Origin of the sequence: Streptomyces afghaniensis (assembly GCF_044327915.1) — a bacterium.
Classification (GTDB): Bacteria; Actinomycetota; Actinomycetes; order Streptomycetales; family Streptomycetaceae; genus Streptomyces; species Streptomyces afghaniensis.
This window is the reverse complement of sequence record NZ_JBIRGJ010000010.1, coordinates 236,837-256,310: the sequence shown is the minus strand read 5'-3', so window position 1 is coordinate 256,310 and position 19,474 is coordinate 236,837. Positions and strand designations below refer to the sequence as shown.

Genomic DNA, 19,474 nt, shown 5'->3' with positions numbered 1-19,474 from the left:
CCATGGACTGGCGTCACAACGCCGTTTGCCGCGAGGAAGACCCCGAGCTCTTCTTCCCCATCGGCAACACCGGTCCTGCGCTGCTGCAGATCGAGGAAGCCAAGGCCGTCTGCCGTCGCTGCCCGGTGATCGAGCAGTGTCTGCAGTGGGCGCTCGAGTCCGGTCAGGACTCCGGCGTCTGGGGTGGTCTCAGCGAGGACGAGCGCCGCGCCATGAAGCGCCGCGCCGCCCGCAACCGGGCCCGTCAGGCCTCCGCCTGACAACCCACCCCTGCTGACAGCCTGAGCTTGGCGGCGCGTACAGCGAGTACGCATCTCCCGCCCCCGAGCCGCAGCGCGCAGTTCCCCCGATGCGCTTAGTTAAGCAGCAACGAGCTTTAGCCCCGGGCCATTTGATGGCCCGGGGCTCAATGCTGTGAGGGGCCCCTTGCGAGGGACGGGCACCGGCCTGGGCAGTTGCCGCTTCTACTTCCGCGTCGGCACCGGGATGTCAAGGATCACACGGGTGCCGCGCTCGGGGGCCGGGACCATGTCGAAGGTTCCCCCCAACTCGCCCTCCACCAGGGTCCGTACGATCTGGAGACCGAGATTGCCCGCGGTCTGCGGATCGAAGCCTTCCGGCAGGCCGACGCCGTCGTCCTGGACGGTGACCAGCAGCCGGGCCTCCTTGGACGTACCGCCGCGGACCGCCGACACCTCGACCGTGCCGGTGTCGCCCTCGCGGAAGCCGTGCTCCAGCGCGTTCTGCAGAACCTCGGTCAGCACCATCGACAGCGGGGTGGCGACCTCGGCGTCGAGGATGCCGAAGCGTCCGGTGCGCCGGCCGGTGACCTTGCCCGGCGAGATCTCCGCGACCATGGCCAGGACGCGGTCGGCGATCTCGTCGAACTCCACGCGCTCGTCCAGGTTCTGGGAGAGCGTCTCGTGCACGATCGCAATCGATCCGACGCGCCGCACCGCCTCCTCCAGAGCCTCGCGGCCGCGGTCGGATTCGATGCGCCGGGCCTGGAGGCGGAGCAGGGCCGCCACCGTCTGGAGGTTGTTCTTGACGCGGTGGTGGATCTCCCGGATCGTCGCGTCCTTGGTGATCAACTCGCGTTCCCGGCGGCGCAGTTCGGTGACGTCACGGAGCAGGACCAGCGAGCCGATGCGGGTGCCCTTGGGTTTGAGGGGGATCGCGCGGAACTGGATGACCCCGTCAGTGGCCTCGATCTCGAACTCGCGCGGCGCCCAGCCGCTGGCGACCTTGGCGAGCGCCTCGTCCACCGGGCCCCGGGTCGGGGCGAGTTCGGCGGTGGTCTTGCCCAGGTGCTGGCCGACGAGGTCGGAGGCGAGGCCGAGGCGGTGGTAGGCGGACAGCGCGTTCGGGGAGGCGTACTGGACGATGCCGTCGGCGTCGAGTCGGATCAGGCCGTCGCCCACCCGGGGCGAGGCATCCATGTCGAGCTGCTGGTTCGCGAACGGGAAGGAGCCGGCCGCGATCATCTGCGCGAGGTCGGAGGCGCTCTGCAGGTAGGTGAGCTCCAGGCGGCTGGGGGTGCGCACGGTGAGGAGGTTGGTGTTGCGGGCGATGACACCGAGGACGCGTCCCTCGCGCCGTACGGGGATCGACTCGACCCGGACGGGGACCTCCTCGCGCCACTCGGGATCGCCCTCGCGCACGATACGGCCCTCGTCGTGGGCGGCGTCCAGCATCGGACGGCGGCCACGCGGGACGAGATGGCCCACCATGTCGTCCTGGTAGGACGTCGGACCGGTGTTGGGCCGCATCTGCGCGACGGACACGTACCGCGTGCCGTCGCTGGTGGGGACCCACAGCACCAGGTCGGCGAAGGAGAGGTCGGAGAGCAGCTGCCACTCCGAGACCAGCAGGTGGAGCCACTCGAGATCGGTGTCGTCGAGGGCGGTGTGCTGGCGTACGAGTTCGTTCATGGAGGGCACGTGAGCGAGCGTACCCGGGGGTTTGTACAGCTCTGAAATGTACGGGCCCGGACAGGTACGGGCTCCTGGAACACCCGCGGGCCGCGGCGCCTGAGAGGGACCCTCAACCCTCCCGGCACCGCAGCCCGGAGCAGCATCGGCCGTGGGGTGTGCGGTCCCGGTCGGCCGAAGGACGAGGAGCCGGGGCAGTCAGGGCAGAGAGCCTCGGTTCCTCTGTCCGCCTTCCTGTGCGGGGAAGGCGGAGGCTGGTGCGCGCTGCACACGCGCTCTCATCACGCATTGTGGACTAGACCACTTGTGGGTGTCCATGCGTTGGAGGCTGTTCGTTGTTGTTAATTCTGCGACTGGTCGGACGCGCCGGCGTCCTCCCGGCAGCCTAACCCGTGTGGGTTCCTGTGCGGGGCCAGATGGACATGGCAATTTCCGCGACCGCCTCCAGTTCCTCCCGGCTCGCCCCGTCGCGCGCCTGTTGTGACATGCCCTGGATCATCGCTCCGGTGTGCCGGGCCAGGGCGGCGCAGTCGGTACCCGGGGGCAGCACGCCGGCGGCGACATCGGCTCTGATACGGCTCTCGAACGCGGCGATGTTGGCGTTGCGGCGGTCCCGCAGCGACTGTTCGACCTCGGGGGTCGAGCAGTTCGCTGCGGCGTGGACGACGAGGCAGCCGTGCGGGTGGCCGGGTTCCGTGTACGCGGTCGCGGCCTCGCGCAGCATGCGCTCGACGGCGTCCCGGGCGCTGGGCTCCTCGGCGAGCGCCCGGTCGGCGAACGAGCCGTACCTCGTGCCGTAGACCTGGACGACCTCCTCGAAGAGGGACCGCTTGTCGCCGAATGCGGCGTAGAGGCTGGGGGCGCCGATGTCCATGACGCGGGTGAGGTCGGAGACGGACGTGGCCTCGTAGCCGTGCTCCCAGAAGGCCAGGAGCGCCTTCTCCAGCGCCGTCTCGCGGTCGAAGGAGCGGGGGCGGCCGCGGGGCCTCCCCTTGCCCTTGCCCGTTGCGATTCCGTCGCCCTCGCCCGTCGCGGTTCCGTGCCTCTCGGCCCTCGCGGTCCCGTCGTCGTTCACCATGGAGGGCATTTTATAGCGGGCACTAGAGAAATGTCGCCGGGCTGGGGTACGGTCATTTCTGTAGCGACCGCTAGAAAAAAGAGAAGGGGGCGCCGCCATGGGCGTGCTCACGGGCAGGACGGCACTCGTCACGGGCGCGAGCAGGGGCATCGGGCGAGGGATCGCCGAGCGGCTGGGGCGCGACGGTGCGCGGGTCGGGGTGCACTACAACAGGAACGAGACTGCGGCGAAGGAGACGGTCGCGGCGATCGAGGCGGCGGGCGGCTCGGCGTTCGCGGTGGGCGTGGAGCTGGGCGTGCCGGGGGATGCCGAGGCGCTGTGGGCGGAGTTCGACCGGCACGCGGACGGGCTGGACATCCTGGTGAACAACGCGGGGATCGGCAACACGCGGCCGATCCACGAGCTGGACGAACAGGAGTACGACAAGGTCTTCGCGGTGAACGTGAAGGCACCGTTCTTCATACTCCAGCAGGGCATGAGCCGGCTGCGGGACGGCGGCCGGGTCGTCAACATCTCCTCGGGGCTGGCCCGGACTGCGGCGATGCCGGACAACATGGCATACGCGATGACGAAGGGCGCGCTGGACGTCCTCTCGCGGGACCTGTCCAAGGTGCTGGGCCCTCGGGGCATCACGGTGAACTCGGTGGCGCCGGGGATCATCGACACGGACAACACGGCCCCGCTGCTGTACGGCAGTGCCGACGGCTGGGCGAAGGCCGCGGCGTATTCGGCGCTGGGCGGGGTGGGAGAGCCGGCCGAAGTCGCCGACGTGGTGGCGTTCCTGGTCTCGGACGCAGGGCGCTGGGTCACGGGGAGCTGGGTGGATGTGACGGGGGGCTCGCTCACCTAGTCAACGAGTCGCTCACGCGCGTCGTGGGCCGGTAGTCAACGAGTCTCCGTCACCTTCGCCAGCGCCCGGGGAGCGTCCGGGTCCTGGCCGCGGGCGAGGGTGACCTCGTAGGCGAGGAGCTGGAGGGGAATGATCTCCAGGACGGGCTGGACCTCCTCGGCGACGTCCTCCGTCGGCAGGACGAAGCCGGCTGACGCCTGCTCGACCTGATGCCCGGGGCCGATGACGACCAGGTCGGCACCGCGTCCGCGCAGCCGGTCGAGGACCGGCTGGAGCGCTTCGCCGCCCTTGCCGTCGGTGACGACGGCGATGACCGGGGAGACGTTGTCGACCATGGCGAGCGGCCCGTGCAGCAGGTCGGCACCGGAGTAGGAGAGGGCCGGGATGTAGCTGGTCTCCATCAGCTTGAGTGCGGCCTCCTTCGCCGTGGGGTAGCCGTAGCCGCGCGAGGTGATCACCATGCGCTCGGCGAAGCGGTAGCGGGCGGCGAGAGCGCGGACCTCGTCCTGCCGGGCGAGCAGGTGCCCGGCGAGATCCGGCAGCACGTGCGCGGGTGCGCCGTCGCCGCCGCGCAGGCCCTCGACGAACAGGTAGAGCGCGAGAAGGGAGGCGGTGTACGTCTTGGTCGCGGGGAGGGCCTGCTCCGGTCCGGCCATGATGTCGATGTGGTACTCGGAGACGCCGGCGAGCGGCGAGTCCGGGTTGTTGGTGACGGCGAGCGTGATCGCACCGGCTTCGCGGGCGGCCCGCGTCGAGGCGACCAGGTCGGGAGAGCCGCCGGACTGGCTGACGGTGACGACGAGGACGTCCGTGAGGTCGGGCCGGGCGCCGTAGGCCGTGGTGGTGGACATCGAGGTGAGCCCGCAGGGCAGGCCGAGCCGGATCTCCAGGAGGTACTTGGCGTAGAGGGCGGCGTTGTCGGAGGTGCCGCGGGCGGTCAGCAGGACGAAGCGGGGAGCGCGGGCGGCGATCCGCCGTGCCACGTCCCGGATGGCCGGGGCGCCGTCGGTCAGGATCCGGCGCAGGACGGCGGGCTGCTCCGCCATCTCCCGGGCCATGATCCGGCCCGGGCGCTCGCTGGTGGTGTCCGGTGTGGCGGCGGCGGTCATGGCGGGGCTCCCTCCGGGGGCGCGGGCGGATGCAGCTCCCATTCCACTCCCCCGCACCGCGGAACGGCCACGCGGGGCCGGTGCTGTTCACCTGCCGGAGAGCTGGCCGGTGCCGGTTGGCTGCCCCTGTGGGACCGGCTGCATCCACCCTGGGAGCGGCGCCCCCGCTCTGTTAGATTGACCCTAGATTGGTCTAAACCACACGGCCCCTCCCCGGGACCGGTCCAGTTGAGCATCCCCTCAGATCGGCAGGCCCAGCGTGGAAGTTGTCATCGTTCCGGACGCCAAGGCGGGCGGCGAGCTCATCGCCGAGGCCATGGCCCAGCTGCTCCGGCGCAAGCCCGGCGCCCTGCTCGGCGTGGCGACCGGCTCGACGCCGCTGCCCGTGTACGAGGCGCTGGCGGCCAAGGTGCGCTCCGGCGCCGTGGACGTCACGCGGGCGCGGATAGCCCAGCTCGACGAGTACGTGGGGCTGCCCGCCGACCATCCGGAGTCGTACCGCTCGGTGCTGAGGCGTGAGGTGCTGGAGCCGCTCGGCATCGGGATGGACCAGTTCACGGGGCCGGACGGCACGGCCGAGGACGTGCAGGGCGCGTGCGAGGCGTACGACAAGGCGCTCGCGGACGCCGGGGGCGTGGACCTTCAGCTGCTCGGGATCGGGACCGACGGGCACATAGGGTTCAACGAGCCGTGTTCGTCGCTGGCGTCGCGGACGCGGATCAAGACGCTGACCGAGCAGACCCGGATCGACAACGCGCGCTTCTTCGACGGCGACATCGGCCAGGTGCCGCACCACGTGATCACGCAGGGCATCGGCACCATCCTGGAGGCCCGGCACCTGGTGCTGCTCGCCACCGGCGAGGGCAAGGCGGACGCGGTCGCGGCGACGGTGGAGGGACCGGTCGCCGCGGTGTGCCCCGCGTCCGCGCTCCAGCTCCACCCGCATGCGACCGTCGTGGTCGACGAGGCCGCCGCGTCGAAGCTGAAGCTGGCGGACTACTTCCGCCACACCTACGCCAACAAGCCGGAGTGGCAGGGCATCTAGGGTCTGTCGTTTGGATCACGCCGCAGACGCGGGGTCTGGCACGCGCATCTGCCGCGTTGTCGTCGGTTGCCGACTCCCCCACGCTCGGCTTCGCTCGCGCGGGCGGTGCCCCCATCGCGTCGACGCCCTCCTCCGCCTTGCAGCTGCACGCACCAGACCCCGCTCACCGGCGCTGAACAGCACCGTCGATCTCCTGCGGCCTGATCCAAACGACAGACCCTAGAGCGCCCCCGGCTCCGGGGCCTCGTCGGCCGGTTCGTCCTGGGCCCGCAGGCCGGCCACCCACAGGGGCATGACCCAGTGGACGACGAGGACAGCGATGAGGAGGGGTGCGGCGTAGGCCTTCGGGGCGTCGCCGGCGGCACCGCCCGTGATCAGCAGGGCGATGGCCGCCGCGGCCAGGAGCAGGGTCGTCATGCGGTGGGCCCGGGCCAGGACGCGGCTGCGTTCCGCCGACTGCCGCTCGTCCAGTACGTGTTCGCGCAGCTCCAGCAGGCCCCGGGTGGCGCCGTTGATGACGCCGGTCGCCACCATCCAGGGCAGCAGCAGCACCGCCATCGCGGCGACGGGCCACAGTGGTTCGCCCTTGGCGAGGAAAAAGTGGGTCATCAGTGCGCCGATGGCCACGGTGAGAGTGATGTGCGCGGCGACGGCCAGACGTCGGCGTGCCGCCGTGGCGTACCAGGCCTGGCCGCGGCGGTCGTTCATGAGCCGCAGCATGCTCCGGTCGTAGCGGGTGAGGCGTGTCGTCGTCATGGCTGGTTCCTCCCGTAGACCTCGTCCGTGAGCGGCCGGAACGGTTCGAGGGAGAACAGGGCCTCGACCGGCAGACCGAAGAACTTCGAGATCCTCAGTGCCAGGTCGAGGCTCGGGTTGTACTGCCCCCGCTCGATGTAACCGATGGTCTGGTAGTGGGCTCCCACTGCCTCGGCCAGGCTCTGCCGCGACACCTTCCGTTCGGCGCGCACCACGGCCAGCCTGTTGTGCACCTGCTCGCTCATGTATAAGAAGTACTACATTCAGAAGCAGCTTCACAACCCAGTAGCTTGCAACCCGACCGGCTTACACCCCGGCGATCACCTCGGCCGCGGCCCGGCCGCAGACGCGGGCCGCGCCGTGGGTGGCGATGTGCAGGGCGCCGCGGGGTGCGGCCTGGGGGACGCCCATTTCGACCACGATGGTGTCGGGGCGGGCGGCCAGCAGGGTGTCGAGGGCGGAGGCCATCCAGGGATGGCGGTGTTCGTCGCGGACGACCGCGACGATGCGGCGCGGCCCGGCTGCCTCAAGGGCCGCCCGTCCGGCGCTCTCACCGGCACCGGCCTCACTCTCGTTGCCGTCCTCCGCCGCGAAGCTGCCCGTCACCGTGCCCGGCAGGAGGTGGACGAGTTCGGCGGCGATACCCCAGGGGGTCTCGTCGCCCACGGCGATGTTGGCGACGGGGGTGAGGGCGGCGACGTAGGGCGGTTCGGTGAGGGGCTTGAAGGTCTCCGGGCTCCCCAGGCCCGGGGCGACGGTGACCGTGAGGGCGCGGCGGGCGGCGTGCAGGCCGATCTCGCTGCCGTGGGTCTCCCCGGCTGCGCGGCCGGCCGCGCTCGCCCAGCGGGCCAGGGCCCGGACCCGGTCCGCGGCCTCGGCCAGGCGTTCCTCGGGCAGCTCGCCCGTGCGGACCGCCGCGACCAGGGCGTCGCGCAGGCGCCGTACGGTCGCGTCGTCGGCCAGGCCGCCGCCCACGCAGATCGCGTCGGCACCGGCGGCGAGGGCGAGGACGCTGCCGCGTTCGATGCCGTAGGTGCCCGCGATGGCCCGCATCTCCATGCCGTCGGTGACGATGAGGCCGTCGTAGCCGAGGTCGCCGCGCAGCAGCCCGGTCAGGATGCGGCGGGAGAGGGTGGCCGGGCGGTCGGGGTCCAGGGCCGGGACCAGGATGTGGGCGCTCATCACGGCCCGGCTGCCGGCGGCGATGGCCGCGCGGAACGGGGTCAGTTCACGGTCGGTCAGCACGTCTTCGGGGACGTCGATGCGCGGGAGGGCGTGGTGGGAGTCGACGGCCGTGTCACCGTGGCCCGGGAAGTGCTTGGTGCAGGCGGCGACTCCGGCCGACTGCAGGCCCGTCACGTACGCGGCGGTGTGCCGGGCGGCCAGGTCGGTGTCGGCGCCGAAGGAGCGGACGCCGATCACCGGGTTGCGCGGGTCGGAGTTGACGTCGGCGGACGGGGCCCAGTTGAGGTTCACGCCGCAGGCCGCGAGGCGGCGGCCCAGTTCGCGGGCGACCTGTCGTGTCAGCTCCACGTCGTCCACCGCGCCGAGGGCGTGGTTGCCCGGGAAGGAGGAGCCGGTCCGCACCTCCAGGCGCGTCACGTCACCGCCTTCCTCGTCGATCGCGACCAGGACGTCGTCGCGCTCGGCCCGCAGTTGTGCGGTCAGCGCGGCCAGTTGGCCGGGCGAGGCGATGTTGCGGCCGAACAGGCCGACGGAGGCGAGGCCCTCGCCGAGCCGGCGCAGCAGCCAGTCGGGGGCGGTGGTTCCGGTGAAGCCGGGCTGGAGGACCGTCAGGGCGTCACGGGTGAGCGTGTCGGTACCGCCGGCGAGTGTCGTCATGGGGTGGGGTCATCCCTTCACGGCGCCCGCGGTCAGGCCCGCGGCCATCTTGCGCTGGACGAGGAGGAAGAGGGCGACGATCGGCACGGCCATCATCGTGGCGCCGGCCATCATCGGGGCGTATTCGGTGCCGTGCTTCGTGGTGAAGTTGCCGAGCCAGACGGTCGCCGTCTGGTTCTTCTGGCTGAGCAGCATCAGGGCGTACAGGTACTCGTTCCAGGCCTGGATGAAGCCGTAGACCGAGGTGGCGACCATGCCGGGGGCCAGGAGCGGGAAGACGACCCGGAGGAAGGCGCCCGTGCGGGAGCAGCCGTCGACCATGGCGGCCTCCTCCAGTTCCTTCGGGATGTTGACGATGAAGCCCCGCAGCGTCCACACGGTGAACGGGAGGATGAAGGTCAGGTACGTGATGATGAGACCCGTCAGCCGGTCGTACTGGCCCAGGTCGTTGAGCAGCAGGAACACCGGGATGATCATGGCGACCAGCGGGACCATCTGGACGGCGAGGATGCCCACGATCACGATCTTGCGCCCCCGGAAGGCGAAGCGCGAGATGGCGAGCGCGGCCAGCAGCCCCACGACCATGCCGATGACGACCACCGCCAGCGACACCACCATGCTGCGGCCCACCGGGCCCCAGAAGTCGGCGATGTCCAGCGCCCGGCCGAAGTTGGCAAAGGTGATGCCGGTCGGCAGCAGGCTCGGGTCCGGGTCGATGGCGTCCTTGGCGGGCTTGAACGCCGTGTTGAGCATCCAGTAGAGCGGGAAGCCCGCGGTGACGAAGACCAGGAGGCCGAGGACGTTCCACCAGAGCTTCGGCGCCCGGCGGCCGGTCAGCGTGCTGCTCATTCGACCTCTCCGATCTTCAGCATCTGCCGCATGTAGACGGCGACCACGCCGAGCAGCAGCAGGACGGTGATCAGCGCGATGGCCGAGCCCTGGGCGTAGTCGTTGACCACGAAGGCCCGGTCGTAGGAGTAGGTGTTGAGGACCTGGAACTCCGGCTCGGGGTGGCCGTTGCGCATCACGAACACCTGGGGAAAGACGCCCATGTCCCAGATGACCGACAGGGTCGTGAGCATCACGATGATCGGCTTGAGGACGGGCAGGGTGACGTAGCGGAAGACGCCCCAGGCGCCGGCGCCGTCCAGGCGGGCCGCCTCCTCCAGTTCCTTCGGCACCTGGGTGAGACCCGCGCTGAGCGTGATGACCACGAACGGCACGGCTCCCCACACCACCAGCAGCATGATCACGGCCAGGCCCTCGGGCCCGCTCGCGAACCAGTTGTGGCCGATCATCTCGACGCCGGGCAGCTTGCTGAGCAGCGCGTTGAAGACGCCGTAGTCCGAGTCGAAGAGCCACTTGAAGACCGTGGTCGCCACGATCACGGGCATGCCCCAGCTGGCCACCAGCACGATGTTGATGAGCACCTTCAGCCAGCCGGAGACCCGCTGGAGCAGCAGGGCGATCGCCATGCCGATCACCATCGTGAAGACGACGGCCCCGGCGGCGAAGACGATCGTGCGCACGACGACGGTCCAGAACTCGCCGTCGCCCAGCACCTTCGCGAAGTTGTCGAACCCGACCGACTCGGCCGGCTGGAAGCCCCACAGCTGGGACTGCCCGAACTTCTGGAAGGACAGAGTGACCAGACGGGCCAGCGGATAGCCCATGACCAGGGCCAGGATCAGCAGGCAGGGCGCGAGCAGCAGCCAGGGGACCGCGGTCCCGCCCGACGGCCGGTTCGCCCGGGGCAGTTCGGCGGGGGGAGGTGGCGGTGCCTGCCGCGGTGGCGGCACCTTGGCAGGGGTGGTGGTGTCTGCGGCACTCATCGCGCGCTCCTCGGCGGTCCCTCAGGTCTTGACGACGGCGGGGCTCCGCCACAAGGGAGCCCCGCCCGTAGGTCACTTGGTGTTGATGACCTTGTCGATCGCGGCGTCCGCCTCCTTGGCGGCGGCCTCGACCGACTTCTTGCCGGTGCCGATGCTCTGGAGCATGGTCTGGAGGATCTGCGCCTTCTCGACCTGGCCCCAGCCGGGGGCCATCGGGACGAACCAGTTGGACTCGGCCGCGGTGGCGGGGACCGCCGTCTTCGGGTCGCTCTTCAGCGTCGCGAGGTCGGTCTTGTTGTTGGGCAGGTTGCCCTTGGCCATCAGGCCCTTCTGGCCCGAGGAGCCGGTGAACGCGTTGATCCACTCGGCGGCCAGGGCCGGCGCGTCGGACTTCACCGGCACGGCGAGGTCGGAGCCGCCCAGGAAGACGGGCATGTTCTTGCCGGACGGGCCCGGCATCACGAAGTTCTCGAGGTTGCCCTTGAGCTTGCCCGACTTGTCGTTCTTCGGGTCCTCGGCGGTCGCGCCCTCCCAGGCGGCGGCGAAGATCATGGCGGACTTGCCCTGGCCGTAGACGATGTAGCGGTCGGATTCGTCCTTGGTCTTGTCGCCGTGCATGTAGGAGTCGACGACGTTCTTGAACTCCTTCAAGCCCTTGAGGGACTCGGGCGAGGAGAGGGAGGCCTTCCACTGGCCGCCCGACTCGGTGGCGATGGCGCCGCCGGCGTCGTAGACGAAGGACATGGCCGCGTACCAGTCGCGGGTGGGCTGGTACCAGGCGCTGAACTTGTCGCCCTGCTTCTTCTGGATCTTGTCCAGGGCGGCGGTGAGCTCCTTGTACGTCTTCGGGGGCGTCTTGACCCCGACCGAGGCCGCCACGTCCTTGCGCCAGTTGGCGACGCGGCCGCCGGCGTAGTACGGGACGCCGTAGGTCTTGCCCTCATAGGTCACCGAGGCCTTGAGTCCGTCCAGCCAGGCGTCCGAGCCGTCGAACTTGCCCGGGTCGAGGGGGGCGAAGGCGCCCTTGACCATGTAGCCGAGCATCTCGGTGTTGCCCATCTCGACCACGTCGGGGGCCTTGTCGGTGGCGAGGACGGCGTCGAGCTTGGCGTTCTTGTCGGGCCAGCCGTAGTACTCGTGGTTGATCTTCAGCCCGGGGTGCTTCTTCTGCACGGCGGCGTCGGCGGCCTTCACCAGCTCCGGCCAGTTGTTCTGGGCGTCGACGGTGAGCCAGACGGTCAGCTCCTTGGCGTCCGCGCCCTTGTCCGAACCCCCGCTGCCGCCCTCGCCCCCGCACGCCGCGATGGAGAACATCATGCCCGCGATACCGATCGCGGATATCAGCTTGCGCTTCACGCCACCCTCCTCAGGGATGCCACCGACCCCCCTGCTCCCCGCGTTCGTGGGGCCAGGACCCTGGACCAATGGTGTAGACCAGTAGGGGGAGCTTGGACCAGACCAGCAAGCCTGTCAAGGGTCCGGAATCGGCTCTGACCAGCCGTTATGCGACCTACATATGCAGGAACCTTTAAGTAAGAACCCCGCGAAAACCTGGTCGGGCACGGCATACTCCAGGTAGACCACTTCGAGTTGTGGACTAGACCAAAAGCGGCGCCGACGGTATACAAGTGAGATCGTGTCGGCCAGGAGCCGGGAAGGCGGAGCATGAGCACCGACATCAGCAGTGCGGAGAACGAGAGCGGGGCGCCCGTCCGCACCGCACGCGTGCCCAAGTACTACCGCCTGAAGAAGCACCTGCTCGACATGACCGAGACCCAGGCGCCCGGCACGCCGGTGCCGCCCGAGCGCACACTGGCGACCGAGTTCGACACCTCGCGCACGACCGTGCGCCAGGCGCTCCAGGAGCTGGTCGTCGAGGGCCGGCTGGAGCGCATCCAGGGCAAGGGCACGTTCGTCGCCAAGCCCAAGGTCTCGCAGGCGCTGCAACTGACCTCGTACACCGAGGACATGCGCGCCCAGGGTCTCGAACCCACCTCGCAGCTCCTGGACATCGGCTACATCACAGCCGACGACCGCCTCGCCGGGCTGCTCGACATCACGGCCGGCGGACGGGTGCTGCGCATCGAGCGGCTGCGCATGGCCAACGGCGAGCCGATGGCCATCGAGACCACCCACCTGAGCGCGAAGCGCTTCCCGGCGCTGCGCCGGTCACTGGCGAAGTACACGTCCCTCTACACCGCGCTCGCCGAGGTCTACGACGTCCATCTCGCGGAGGCCGAGGAGACCATCGAGACCTCGCTGGCCACCCCGCGCGAGGCCGGCCTGCTCGGCACGGACGTCGGCCTGCCGATGCTGATGCTCTCCCGTCACTCGCTGGACCGGGACGGGCAGCCGGTGGAGTGGGTGCGGTCGGTGTACCGCGGGGACCGGTACAAGTTCGTGGCGCGTCTGAAGCGGCCGCAGGAGTAGGGCGCGCCGGGCGGTGCCACTGCTGCTGAGCTCGGTTTCTTTTGGGTACCGCATTGCGGACGAGGGGTTCCGTTCCCGCCGCACCCTGACCTAGATTGCCTGCGCATTGCACAGGTGATCACTGAGGGGACGGAGCCGCCTGATGTCGCAAGCCCCAGAAGCCAGCAGAGGGGCGACGGTGACGCCGATGCGCGTCGTCATCGCCCTCTGCCTCATAGCGCCCTTCGTGGCCATGCTGTGGGTCGGCTCGTACGCCAAGACCGACCCGGCCTTCATCGGGATCCCGTTCTTCTACTGGTACCAGATGGCATGGGTGCTGATCTCCACCGCACTGACGATGATCGCCTACAAGCTGTGGCAGCGTGACCAGCGCGCCCGCTCTGCCGCGAAGGGCGGTGCGTCGGAGTGAAGGACGGCGTGAACGGCGTCGCACTCGCCGTCTTCATCTTCTTCTTCCTGGCCGTCACGGTCATGGGCTTCCTGGCCGCGCGCTGGCGCAAGGCCGAGAACGAGCACAGCCTCGACGAATGGGGCCTGGGCGGCCGCTCGTTCGGCACCTGGATCACCTGGTTCCTGCTCGGCGGCGACCTGTACACGGCGTACACCTTCGTGGCCGTACCGGCGGCGATCTACGCGGCGGGCGCGGCCGGCTTCTTCGCGGTGCCCTACACGATCCTCGTCTACCCGCTGATCTTCACGTTCCTGCCCCGCCTGTGGTCGGTCTCGCACAAGCACGGGTACGTGACGACCTCCGACTTCGTGCGCGGGCGGTTCGGCTCGAAGGGCCTGTCGCTGGCGGTGGCCGTGACCGGCATCCTGGCCACGATGCCGTACATCGCGCTCCAACTGGTCGGCATCCAGGCCGTACTGGACGTCATGGGCATCGGCGGCGGCGAGAACACCAACTGGTTCATCAAGGACCTGCCCCTGCTGATCGCGTTCGGTGTGCTGGCGGCGTACACGTACTCCTCGGGTCTGCGGGCGCCGGCGCTGATCGCGTTCGTGAAGGACACCCTGATCTACATCGTCATCGCGGTGGCGATCATCTACATCCCGATCAAGCTGGGCGGCTTCGACGACATCTTCGCCAAGGCGGGCGAGGCGTTCAGCCAGACCAATCCGGCGACGGGAGCGCCGCGCGGTGCGCTCGCGCCGGCGGAGGCGGGGCAGTGGACGTACGCCACGCTGGCGCTGGGCTCCGCGCTGGCGCTCTTCATGTACCCGCACTCGATCACGGCCACGCTGTCCTCGAAGAGCCGTGACGTGATCCGCCGCAACACCACGATCCTGCCGCTGTACTCGCTGATGCTGGGGCTGCTCGCGCTGCTCGGCTTCATGGCGATCGCCGCCGGGATCAAGGTGCAGAACGGGCAGCTGGCGATCCCGCAGCTGTTCGAGACCATGTTCCCGGACTGGTTCGCGGGCGTGGCCTTCGCGGCGATCGGCATCGGGGCCCTGGTCCCGGCGGCCATCATGTCCATCGCGGCCGCGAACCTCTTCACCCGCAACATCTACAAGGACTTCATCAAGCCCGACGCCACGCCGGCGCAGGAGACCAAGGTCTCCAAGCTGGTCTCGCTGCTGGTGAAGGTGGGCGCGCTGGCCTTCGTCCTCACCATGGACAAGACGGTCGCCATCAACTTCCAGCTGCTGGGCGGCATCTGGATCCTCCAGACCTTCCCGGCCCTGGTCGGCGGCCTGTTCACCCGCTGGTTCCACCGCTGGGCGCTGCTCGCGGGCTGGGCCGTCGGCATGGTCTACGGCACGGTCGCCGCGTACGGCGTCGCCTCGCCGACCCAGAAGCACTTCGGCGGCTCCTCGAAGGAGATCCCGGGCATCGGCGAGATCGGCTACATCGGCCTCACGGCGTTCGTCCTGAACGTCGTCGTCACCGTCGTCCTGACCTTCGTCCTGAGGGCCCTGAAGGCCCCCGACGGCATCGACGAGACCAAGCCCGAGGACTACACGGCGGACGCGGGCGATCCCGGTGTCCAGGTGGAGCTGCCGCCGGCGACGGCGGGCACCTCGCACTGAGTCGCAGGTGATGACGGGCCGTCGGTGAGAAACCGGCGGCCCGTTGTCATATCCGTCCGGCACCTTAGTCGCGCGTGCGTCCGGCCATCGCGTGCCAGAAGCGGTCCAGCTCCCCGACGCGCAGGCCGACCCAGGGAGGCGTCTTTCTGCGCAGGATCCGGGGGAAGCAGCGGCGCACGCGTCCGGGCAGCAGGGCCTGCTGCTGGCGGCAGAACGGCTCGCGGATCTCTCCTCGCAGCACCCCTCGGGGCGGGTACGGGCAGAACTGGAACTTGCAGTCGGGCAGACAGGTGGAGCCCGGCGGGGGCGGGGCCGAGGTACTGGCCCGCGAATCGGGCCGCAGCGGCTCACGGTCCGTACGGATGCAGGGTGGGAGCGGCATGCCAGGTTGTTCCGCGCGGGCCATGCGCTCCTCGACCTCGTCCGGATGCCCGCCCCGTTCGACGAGGTTCAGCATCACCAGCACGTCGGCGACCAGGCGTTGGGCCCGCCCGTCGAGGGTGCTCCAGCCGACCGAGGGCGGGATCCACAGGTTGTGCTTGCGGTATCCACCGGGGTTGCCGGTGCGGGAGCCGATGGTGTCGGCGACGCCCTTCTCGTCGATCCAGATGAAGCGCTCGGGTTGCCCGGTCTCCAGTGCCAGGGCCACCAGATCGCCCGCCTCCGAGACGAACGGGTGCAGGTACCGCCGCGGTGAGTCACCGTTCGTCCCCGACTGGCCGGGCGCCGTGTTCACCGTACCGGCCATCGAAAGCCAGCGTTCCACCGTCCGCACGGCGGTCGTCCCGCCGATCACCGCAGGTGGCCTCCGTGTTCGGTCGTGGTGGTCGTCCTGACCTGCCAGCAAGTCGCCGTGCCGGTCACGGTGGCCCGCGCTGTCCGGAAGCTCCCACAGACACAGCGCCTGGAGCAGGCTGAGCTGTGCGTACCAGCACCGGGACTGCTGGAGCACGGTCTCCGCCTGCCGGATCAGATCGTCGCGGCTGCCCGCATAGGTGTGGGGGTGACGTTTGCGCCGGTTGGCCGCGAACTTGAAGCCCTGGGCCAGCGCGGTCTCAAGCGCGAGCGGCAGGTCGGGGTTGCCGCCGGTGCGTCGCGGATCGAGGTGCCCCAGCCACTTGATGAGACGTTCCCGGGCCTCATCACGGTGGGAGTCGTCGACGGACCCCAGGAGCATGGGGAGCATCCAGGCCCGCATCACGAACTCCCGGAGCAGTTGCACCCGTTGCTCGCGGTACTCCTGTTTGAGCTCCTGCCGTTGGCGTTGCAACTGTTCGATGAGCTCGGACGACGCAGCCGGTGAGGACGCGCGGGTGCTCCTCGCCTGTCTCATGGCCGCGGCCCACACCTCGAACCTGCTCGTCCTCCAGGCTTTCAGCTCACTGATCGTCTCGTCGTACTCCTGCATGGGGTCGCGGTGGAGATGACCGACGCGCTCACGGATCACGGCGAACGCCGCATTGCCGCCGGCGCCGAACTCCTGGGCGACGGCCAGGCGTATGGAGTACGAGGGCTCTGCTCTGCCCATCTCGAAGAGCTGGTTGTACAGCGGTGTGGTGTCGACCCTGTCGGAGGTCGCGCGCAGTGCCGCGCCGAGTTGCTTGAGCAGTCCGAGCTTCGCGTCCTCAAGAGAGCGCCGGTCCCCCTTGATGGCGGCCCAGCGGCCGTGCACCGCGCCGACGATGTCGCCCAGCAGGCCCGGATTGCGTTCCACGCTCTCGATCTCGAGGGACGCCGAGTAGAGGTCGAGGGCCTTCGGGTCGTCGGTACGGCGGTTCGCGGCCGCGCACAGCCGCTGGGCCATGGGCCGCCCGTGCACGGGAACCTGCCGCCGCAACTCCTTCATCTGCTTCTTGACCTCGGCCTTGATACTGCCTCCCTCCGCCGAGGCCCTGGCCCACCGCCGACGGGACAGCAACACCAGTGCGGTGAGCAACTCCCGGCTGGGACCCGGCGGGCGCAGCGCCTGCTCGATCAGCTCTCCGGCATCGGACTCCCCCTGGTGATACAGCATCCGGAAGCCGAAGTAGGCCTGCATGATGCTGTGCGGGAAGCGGACCTTCTTCTCCTGCCCCTCCACCAGCTTCAGTCTGTTCGCGTTGCTCGCGAAGCGGGCGAGCGTGGCGTGGCACTGAGCCATGTTCCCCTCGCGCAGTCGCTTGCTCTCCTCATCGCTCAGCCGGGCGCAGAGCGCGTTCCAGATCTGTTCCCGGTGCCACTCGGTGAAGGTGTTCCCCCGCTTGCCGTACCGGTCGAAGCCGCGTGCCTTGCCCCACAGGTGCTCGGCGCGGGCCGTCGTCCGCCGCGCCGCATTGGGGTGGACGTCCTGGTCCAGCAGCTCCGCGAAGCCGACCTCCAGCTTGTCCTGGAGCAGTCCGATGCACGCGAGTGCCGAGACCACCTCGATGGTGTCGCGACGCTCCTGCGGGCCCAACGAGACGTCGTCGCGCAGCCGGCCGTCCCACAGGGCGCGTTCCCACGTCTCGAGAAGCCACAGTCGCAGCGTGCTGCGGTCCAGGCTTCGGGTGTCCAGCCGGAGCGGGTCGTTGCGCGGACGGTCCCGTTCCAGGGCGCCGCGGTCGTGCAGTTCACGAGCGATCTTCAGGTAGATGGGCGATTCGGTGACCTCCGCCGTCTCCACGATCCAGTCGATGCGGCGCTCGTCCGTGTCCGGTACGCGCACCTCGACGAAGTGCAACGCTTCCTCCTCGCTGAGCGGTTCCAGCTCGACGATGGCGGCGGGTGTGGTCTCCAGCGGACTGTGCGGCCGGGACGCGATGACGAGTGGCAGTTTCTCCTCGTGGGCGCGCTCGATGGCCTGCCGGATGATGTTGTCCCGGTCCTCCTGCAGGCTGTCGTCGAGAACAGCCTCCTCCAGGCCGTCGGCGATGACGACCACCTTGTCGTCGGCGAGCAGTTGCTGCCAGACCCGCTCGTTCTTGGTGCGAGCCAGGATGCCCTGGGGTGCCTCCTCGAAGAAGCGCTGCTTGGCCATGCGCTCGAAGTTCAGGTCGGCTCCGTCCGCGTCCCTCAGCCGGATGGGCACGGGGACGGCAGACTGCCGGGCCAGGAGTTCGGTGAGCCGCACCAGGACGGCGGTCTTCCCCGTGCCGACGCCGCCGACGAGCAGATAGGGCCTGCGGGTGTCGCGCTTGCGCAGGCGCTGGGCGATGACCTGGGCGACCTCCTCGCGGCCCACGATCTCAGCGATGTCCGGCCCGGCGGTGAGGACCAGTCTGTGGGGATGCTTACGTGCCTTGCGGAGGTAGCGCCGCTTGGTCCAGCTGTACCAGAAGAACAGGAAGAGCGCGGCGGCGATCGAGGCGGTGAGGATCGGACCGACGAAACGAACGACGGCTTCGAACCCTTCGTTGTTCTTCCGCCACTTCTCGAACGAGGTCGTCTTCTCCGTGGCCAGGATCCACAGGCCCTCCCCGCACCAGGCGAGGACCGCGAGCGCGGCGAGCAACCAGACGATCCTGGTCGCGTTGGTGTAGGAGAACCACCTGCGCCACTTCCTGGAACGCGTGGTGTCCCGACGGGCCTCCAGACGGATCGTCAGCGTGTGCCAATAGCCCAGGAAGACGCGGCGCACGTGGTTCCCCGCCCGTCTCACATTCAGGGTCGCCATCGGCGCGTTACGCGGCCGCTCCTTGCCTGGCGGGTGACGGACAACCCTCGTCATCGTGCGTTCTCCTTCCGAGAGCCATCTCGGGTCGGAGGCCTCGGACGCCGGCACCTACTTCCATGGAAACACTCGACGAACCTCCCGCAACCCGAAAACCCCGGCGCCCGGTACGGCTGCCCTCCGGCAGACTCGGCCCCATGGACATCCTCATCCGACAGGCGGAACCCGGCGAATACGAGACCCTCGGCGAGATCACCGCCCAGGCCTACGTCCAGGACGGCCTCCTCGCTTTCGGCGAGAGCGACTGGTACCTGGCCGAACTGAAGGACGTGGCCAAGCGCGCGGCAGCCGCCGAGGTCCTGGTGGCCACGGAGAACGACACCATCCTCGGCGGCGTCACCTTCGTCCCGGCCGGCGGTCCCATGGCCGACATCGCCCGCCCCTCGGAGGCCGAGATACGGATGCTCGCCGTCGCCCACGAGGCCCGCGGCCGCGGCGCCGGAGAGGCCCTCGTCCGCGCCTGCGTCGACCGCGCCCGTGCGACGGACGGCTGTGTCCGCGTCGTCCTGTCGACACAGCGCACCATGCACGCCGCCCACCGCATCTACGAACGTCTCGGCTTCGTCCGTGTCCCGGAGCGCGACTGGAACCCGATTCCGGAGCTCGACGACATCACTCTCCTCACCTACGAGTTGACGCTGTGAAACCGTCGCGACACTACATCTAGGGGTGCTTTCGCCACCCGGCACAAGATGTATGCTCATGCTCGCTGTCGCCGCAGGGGAATCCGGTGCGAATCCGGAACTGTCCCGCAACGGTGTACCCATGCCTTTTTCATGCCTGCATGGGAGTCAGTCCGAGGACCTGCCGACAGCGCGCCCGGCCGTCCGGCCGGTGCGCATTGACGTCCGGGCCTCGTGGAATGGGCCGGTGGACGCG

Annotated in this window: 17 protein-coding genes and 1 riboswitch; of the genes, 7 read left to right on the top strand and 10 right to left on the bottom strand. The window is 69.5% G+C overall.

Annotated elements, in window-relative coordinates; translation table 11 throughout:
- Nucleotides 1-2 precede the first annotated feature (2 nt).
- The gene (locus ACH4G3_RS35480) at nucleotides 3-260 is read left to right on the top strand and encodes a WhiB family transcriptional regulator (protein ID WP_003992873.1); all 258 of its coding nucleotides are present in this window, start codon (nucleotides 3-5) and stop codon (nucleotides 258-260) included.
- A 204-nt stretch (nucleotides 261-464) separates the two neighbouring features.
- Here ACH4G3_RS35480 and ACH4G3_RS35475 read toward each other — a convergent pair whose 3' ends face one another.
- Nucleotides 465-1,931, bottom strand: coding sequence for a sensor histidine kinase (locus tag ACH4G3_RS35475; protein WP_397628482.1), 1,467 nt, complete (start codon nucleotides 1,929-1,931; stop codon nucleotides 465-467).
- 385 nt (nucleotides 1,932-2,316) lie between these two features.
- Complete coding sequence (locus tag ACH4G3_RS35470) at nucleotides 2,317-3,009, bottom strand: TetR/AcrR family transcriptional regulator (RefSeq protein WP_397628325.1); 693 nt, start codon at nucleotides 3,007-3,009, stop codon at nucleotides 2,317-2,319.
- Nucleotides 3,010-3,106: 97 nt separating this feature from the next.
- On the opposite strand from ACH4G3_RS35470, the gene ACH4G3_RS35465 reads away from it, so the two are divergent.
- Nucleotides 3,107-3,859 carry an SDR family oxidoreductase gene (locus tag ACH4G3_RS35465; RefSeq protein WP_397628324.1) on the top strand — a complete coding sequence of 251 codons (753 nt, stop codon included), beginning with the start codon at nucleotides 3,107-3,109 and terminating at the stop codon, nucleotides 3,857-3,859.
- A 35-nt stretch (nucleotides 3,860-3,894) separates the two neighbouring features.
- Here the strand turns inward: ACH4G3_RS35465 and ACH4G3_RS35460 are convergent, their stop codons facing one another.
- Nucleotides 3,895-4,968, bottom strand: coding sequence for an SIS domain-containing protein (locus ACH4G3_RS35460; protein ID WP_397628323.1), 1,074 nt, complete (start codon nucleotides 4,966-4,968; stop codon nucleotides 3,895-3,897).
- A 259-nt stretch (nucleotides 4,969-5,227) separates the two neighbouring features.
- On the opposite strand from ACH4G3_RS35460, the gene nagB reads away from it, so the two are divergent.
- Complete coding sequence (gene nagB, locus ACH4G3_RS35455) at nucleotides 5,228-6,013, top strand: glucosamine-6-phosphate deaminase (protein ID WP_020274249.1); 786 nt, start codon at nucleotides 5,228-5,230, stop codon at nucleotides 6,011-6,013.
- A 219-nt stretch (nucleotides 6,014-6,232) separates the two neighbouring features.
- Here the strand turns inward: nagB and ACH4G3_RS35450 are convergent, their stop codons facing one another.
- The 6 genes from ACH4G3_RS35450 to ACH4G3_RS35425 all read right to left on the bottom strand — a co-directional run bounded on the left by ACH4G3_RS35450 (nucleotide 6,233) and on the right by ACH4G3_RS35425 (nucleotide 11,799).
- On the bottom strand, nucleotides 6,233-6,769 hold the full coding sequence (locus ACH4G3_RS35450) for a hypothetical protein (protein ID WP_397628322.1): 537 nt from the start codon (nucleotides 6,767-6,769) through the stop codon (nucleotides 6,233-6,235).
- The gene (locus ACH4G3_RS35445; RefSeq protein ID WP_020274247.1) at nucleotides 6,766-7,014 is read right to left on the bottom strand and encodes a helix-turn-helix transcriptional regulator; all 249 of its coding nucleotides are present in this window, start codon (nucleotides 7,012-7,014) and stop codon (nucleotides 6,766-6,768) included. The genes ACH4G3_RS35450 and ACH4G3_RS35445 overlap by 4 nt, the downstream gene beginning before the upstream one ends.
- A 61-nt stretch (nucleotides 7,015-7,075) precedes the next feature.
- On the bottom strand, nucleotides 7,076-8,611 hold the full coding sequence (locus tag ACH4G3_RS35440) for a glycoside hydrolase family 3 protein (RefSeq protein WP_397628321.1): 1,536 nt from the start codon (nucleotides 8,609-8,611) through the stop codon (nucleotides 7,076-7,078).
- 9 nt (nucleotides 8,612-8,620) lie between these two features.
- On the bottom strand, nucleotides 8,621-9,460 hold the full coding sequence (locus ACH4G3_RS35435; protein ID WP_086563476.1) for a carbohydrate ABC transporter permease: 840 nt from the start codon (nucleotides 9,458-9,460) through the stop codon (nucleotides 8,621-8,623).
- Nucleotides 9,457-10,443: a carbohydrate ABC transporter permease gene (locus ACH4G3_RS35430; RefSeq protein WP_397628320.1), complete on the bottom strand. Its 987-nt coding sequence runs from the start codon at nucleotides 10,441-10,443 to the stop codon at nucleotides 9,457-9,459. The genes ACH4G3_RS35435 and ACH4G3_RS35430 overlap by 4 nt, the downstream gene beginning before the upstream one ends.
- A gap of 72 nt (nucleotides 10,444-10,515) precedes the next feature.
- The gene (locus ACH4G3_RS35425) at nucleotides 10,516-11,799 is read right to left on the bottom strand and encodes an extracellular solute-binding protein (RefSeq protein ID WP_397628319.1); all 1,284 of its coding nucleotides are present in this window, start codon (nucleotides 11,797-11,799) and stop codon (nucleotides 10,516-10,518) included.
- A 309-nt stretch (nucleotides 11,800-12,108) separates the two neighbouring features.
- Here ACH4G3_RS35425 and ACH4G3_RS35420 point away from each other — a divergent pair, with 309 nt between their 5' ends.
- The 3 genes from ACH4G3_RS35420 (at nucleotide 12,109) to mctP (ending at nucleotide 14,907) form a co-directional block, all read left to right on the top strand.
- Nucleotides 12,109-12,873, top strand: a complete 765-nt coding sequence (locus ACH4G3_RS35420) for a GntR family transcriptional regulator (protein WP_020274242.1) — start codon at nucleotides 12,109-12,111, stop codon at nucleotides 12,871-12,873.
- A 142-nt stretch (nucleotides 12,874-13,015) separates the two neighbouring features.
- Nucleotides 13,016-13,282: a DUF3311 domain-containing protein gene (locus tag ACH4G3_RS35415; protein WP_397628318.1), complete on the top strand. Its 267-nt coding sequence runs from the start codon at nucleotides 13,016-13,018 to the stop codon at nucleotides 13,280-13,282.
- Nucleotides 13,279-14,907 carry a monocarboxylate uptake permease MctP gene (gene mctP / locus ACH4G3_RS35410; RefSeq protein ID WP_397628317.1) on the top strand — a complete coding sequence of 543 codons (1,629 nt, stop codon included), beginning with the start codon at nucleotides 13,279-13,281 and terminating at the stop codon, nucleotides 14,905-14,907. The genes ACH4G3_RS35415 and mctP overlap by 4 nt, the downstream gene beginning before the upstream one ends.
- Nucleotides 14,908-14,971: 64 nt before the next feature.
- Here the strand turns inward: mctP and ACH4G3_RS35405 are convergent, their stop codons facing one another.
- Complete coding sequence (locus ACH4G3_RS35405; protein ID WP_397628316.1) at nucleotides 14,972-18,502, bottom strand: NACHT domain-containing protein; 3,531 nt, start codon at nucleotides 18,500-18,502, stop codon at nucleotides 14,972-14,974.
- Nucleotides 18,503-18,732: 230 nt separating this feature from the next.
- Between ACH4G3_RS35405 and ACH4G3_RS35400 the strand changes: the two genes are divergently transcribed.
- Entirely contained in the window at nucleotides 18,733-19,239 is a 507-nt protein-coding gene (locus ACH4G3_RS35400) for a GNAT family N-acetyltransferase (protein WP_397628315.1), read from the top strand.
- 52 nt (nucleotides 19,240-19,291) lie between these two features.
- A riboswitch (cobalamin riboswitch) is annotated at nucleotides 19,292-19,421 on the top strand.
- Nucleotides 19,422-19,474 lie beyond the last annotated feature (53 nt).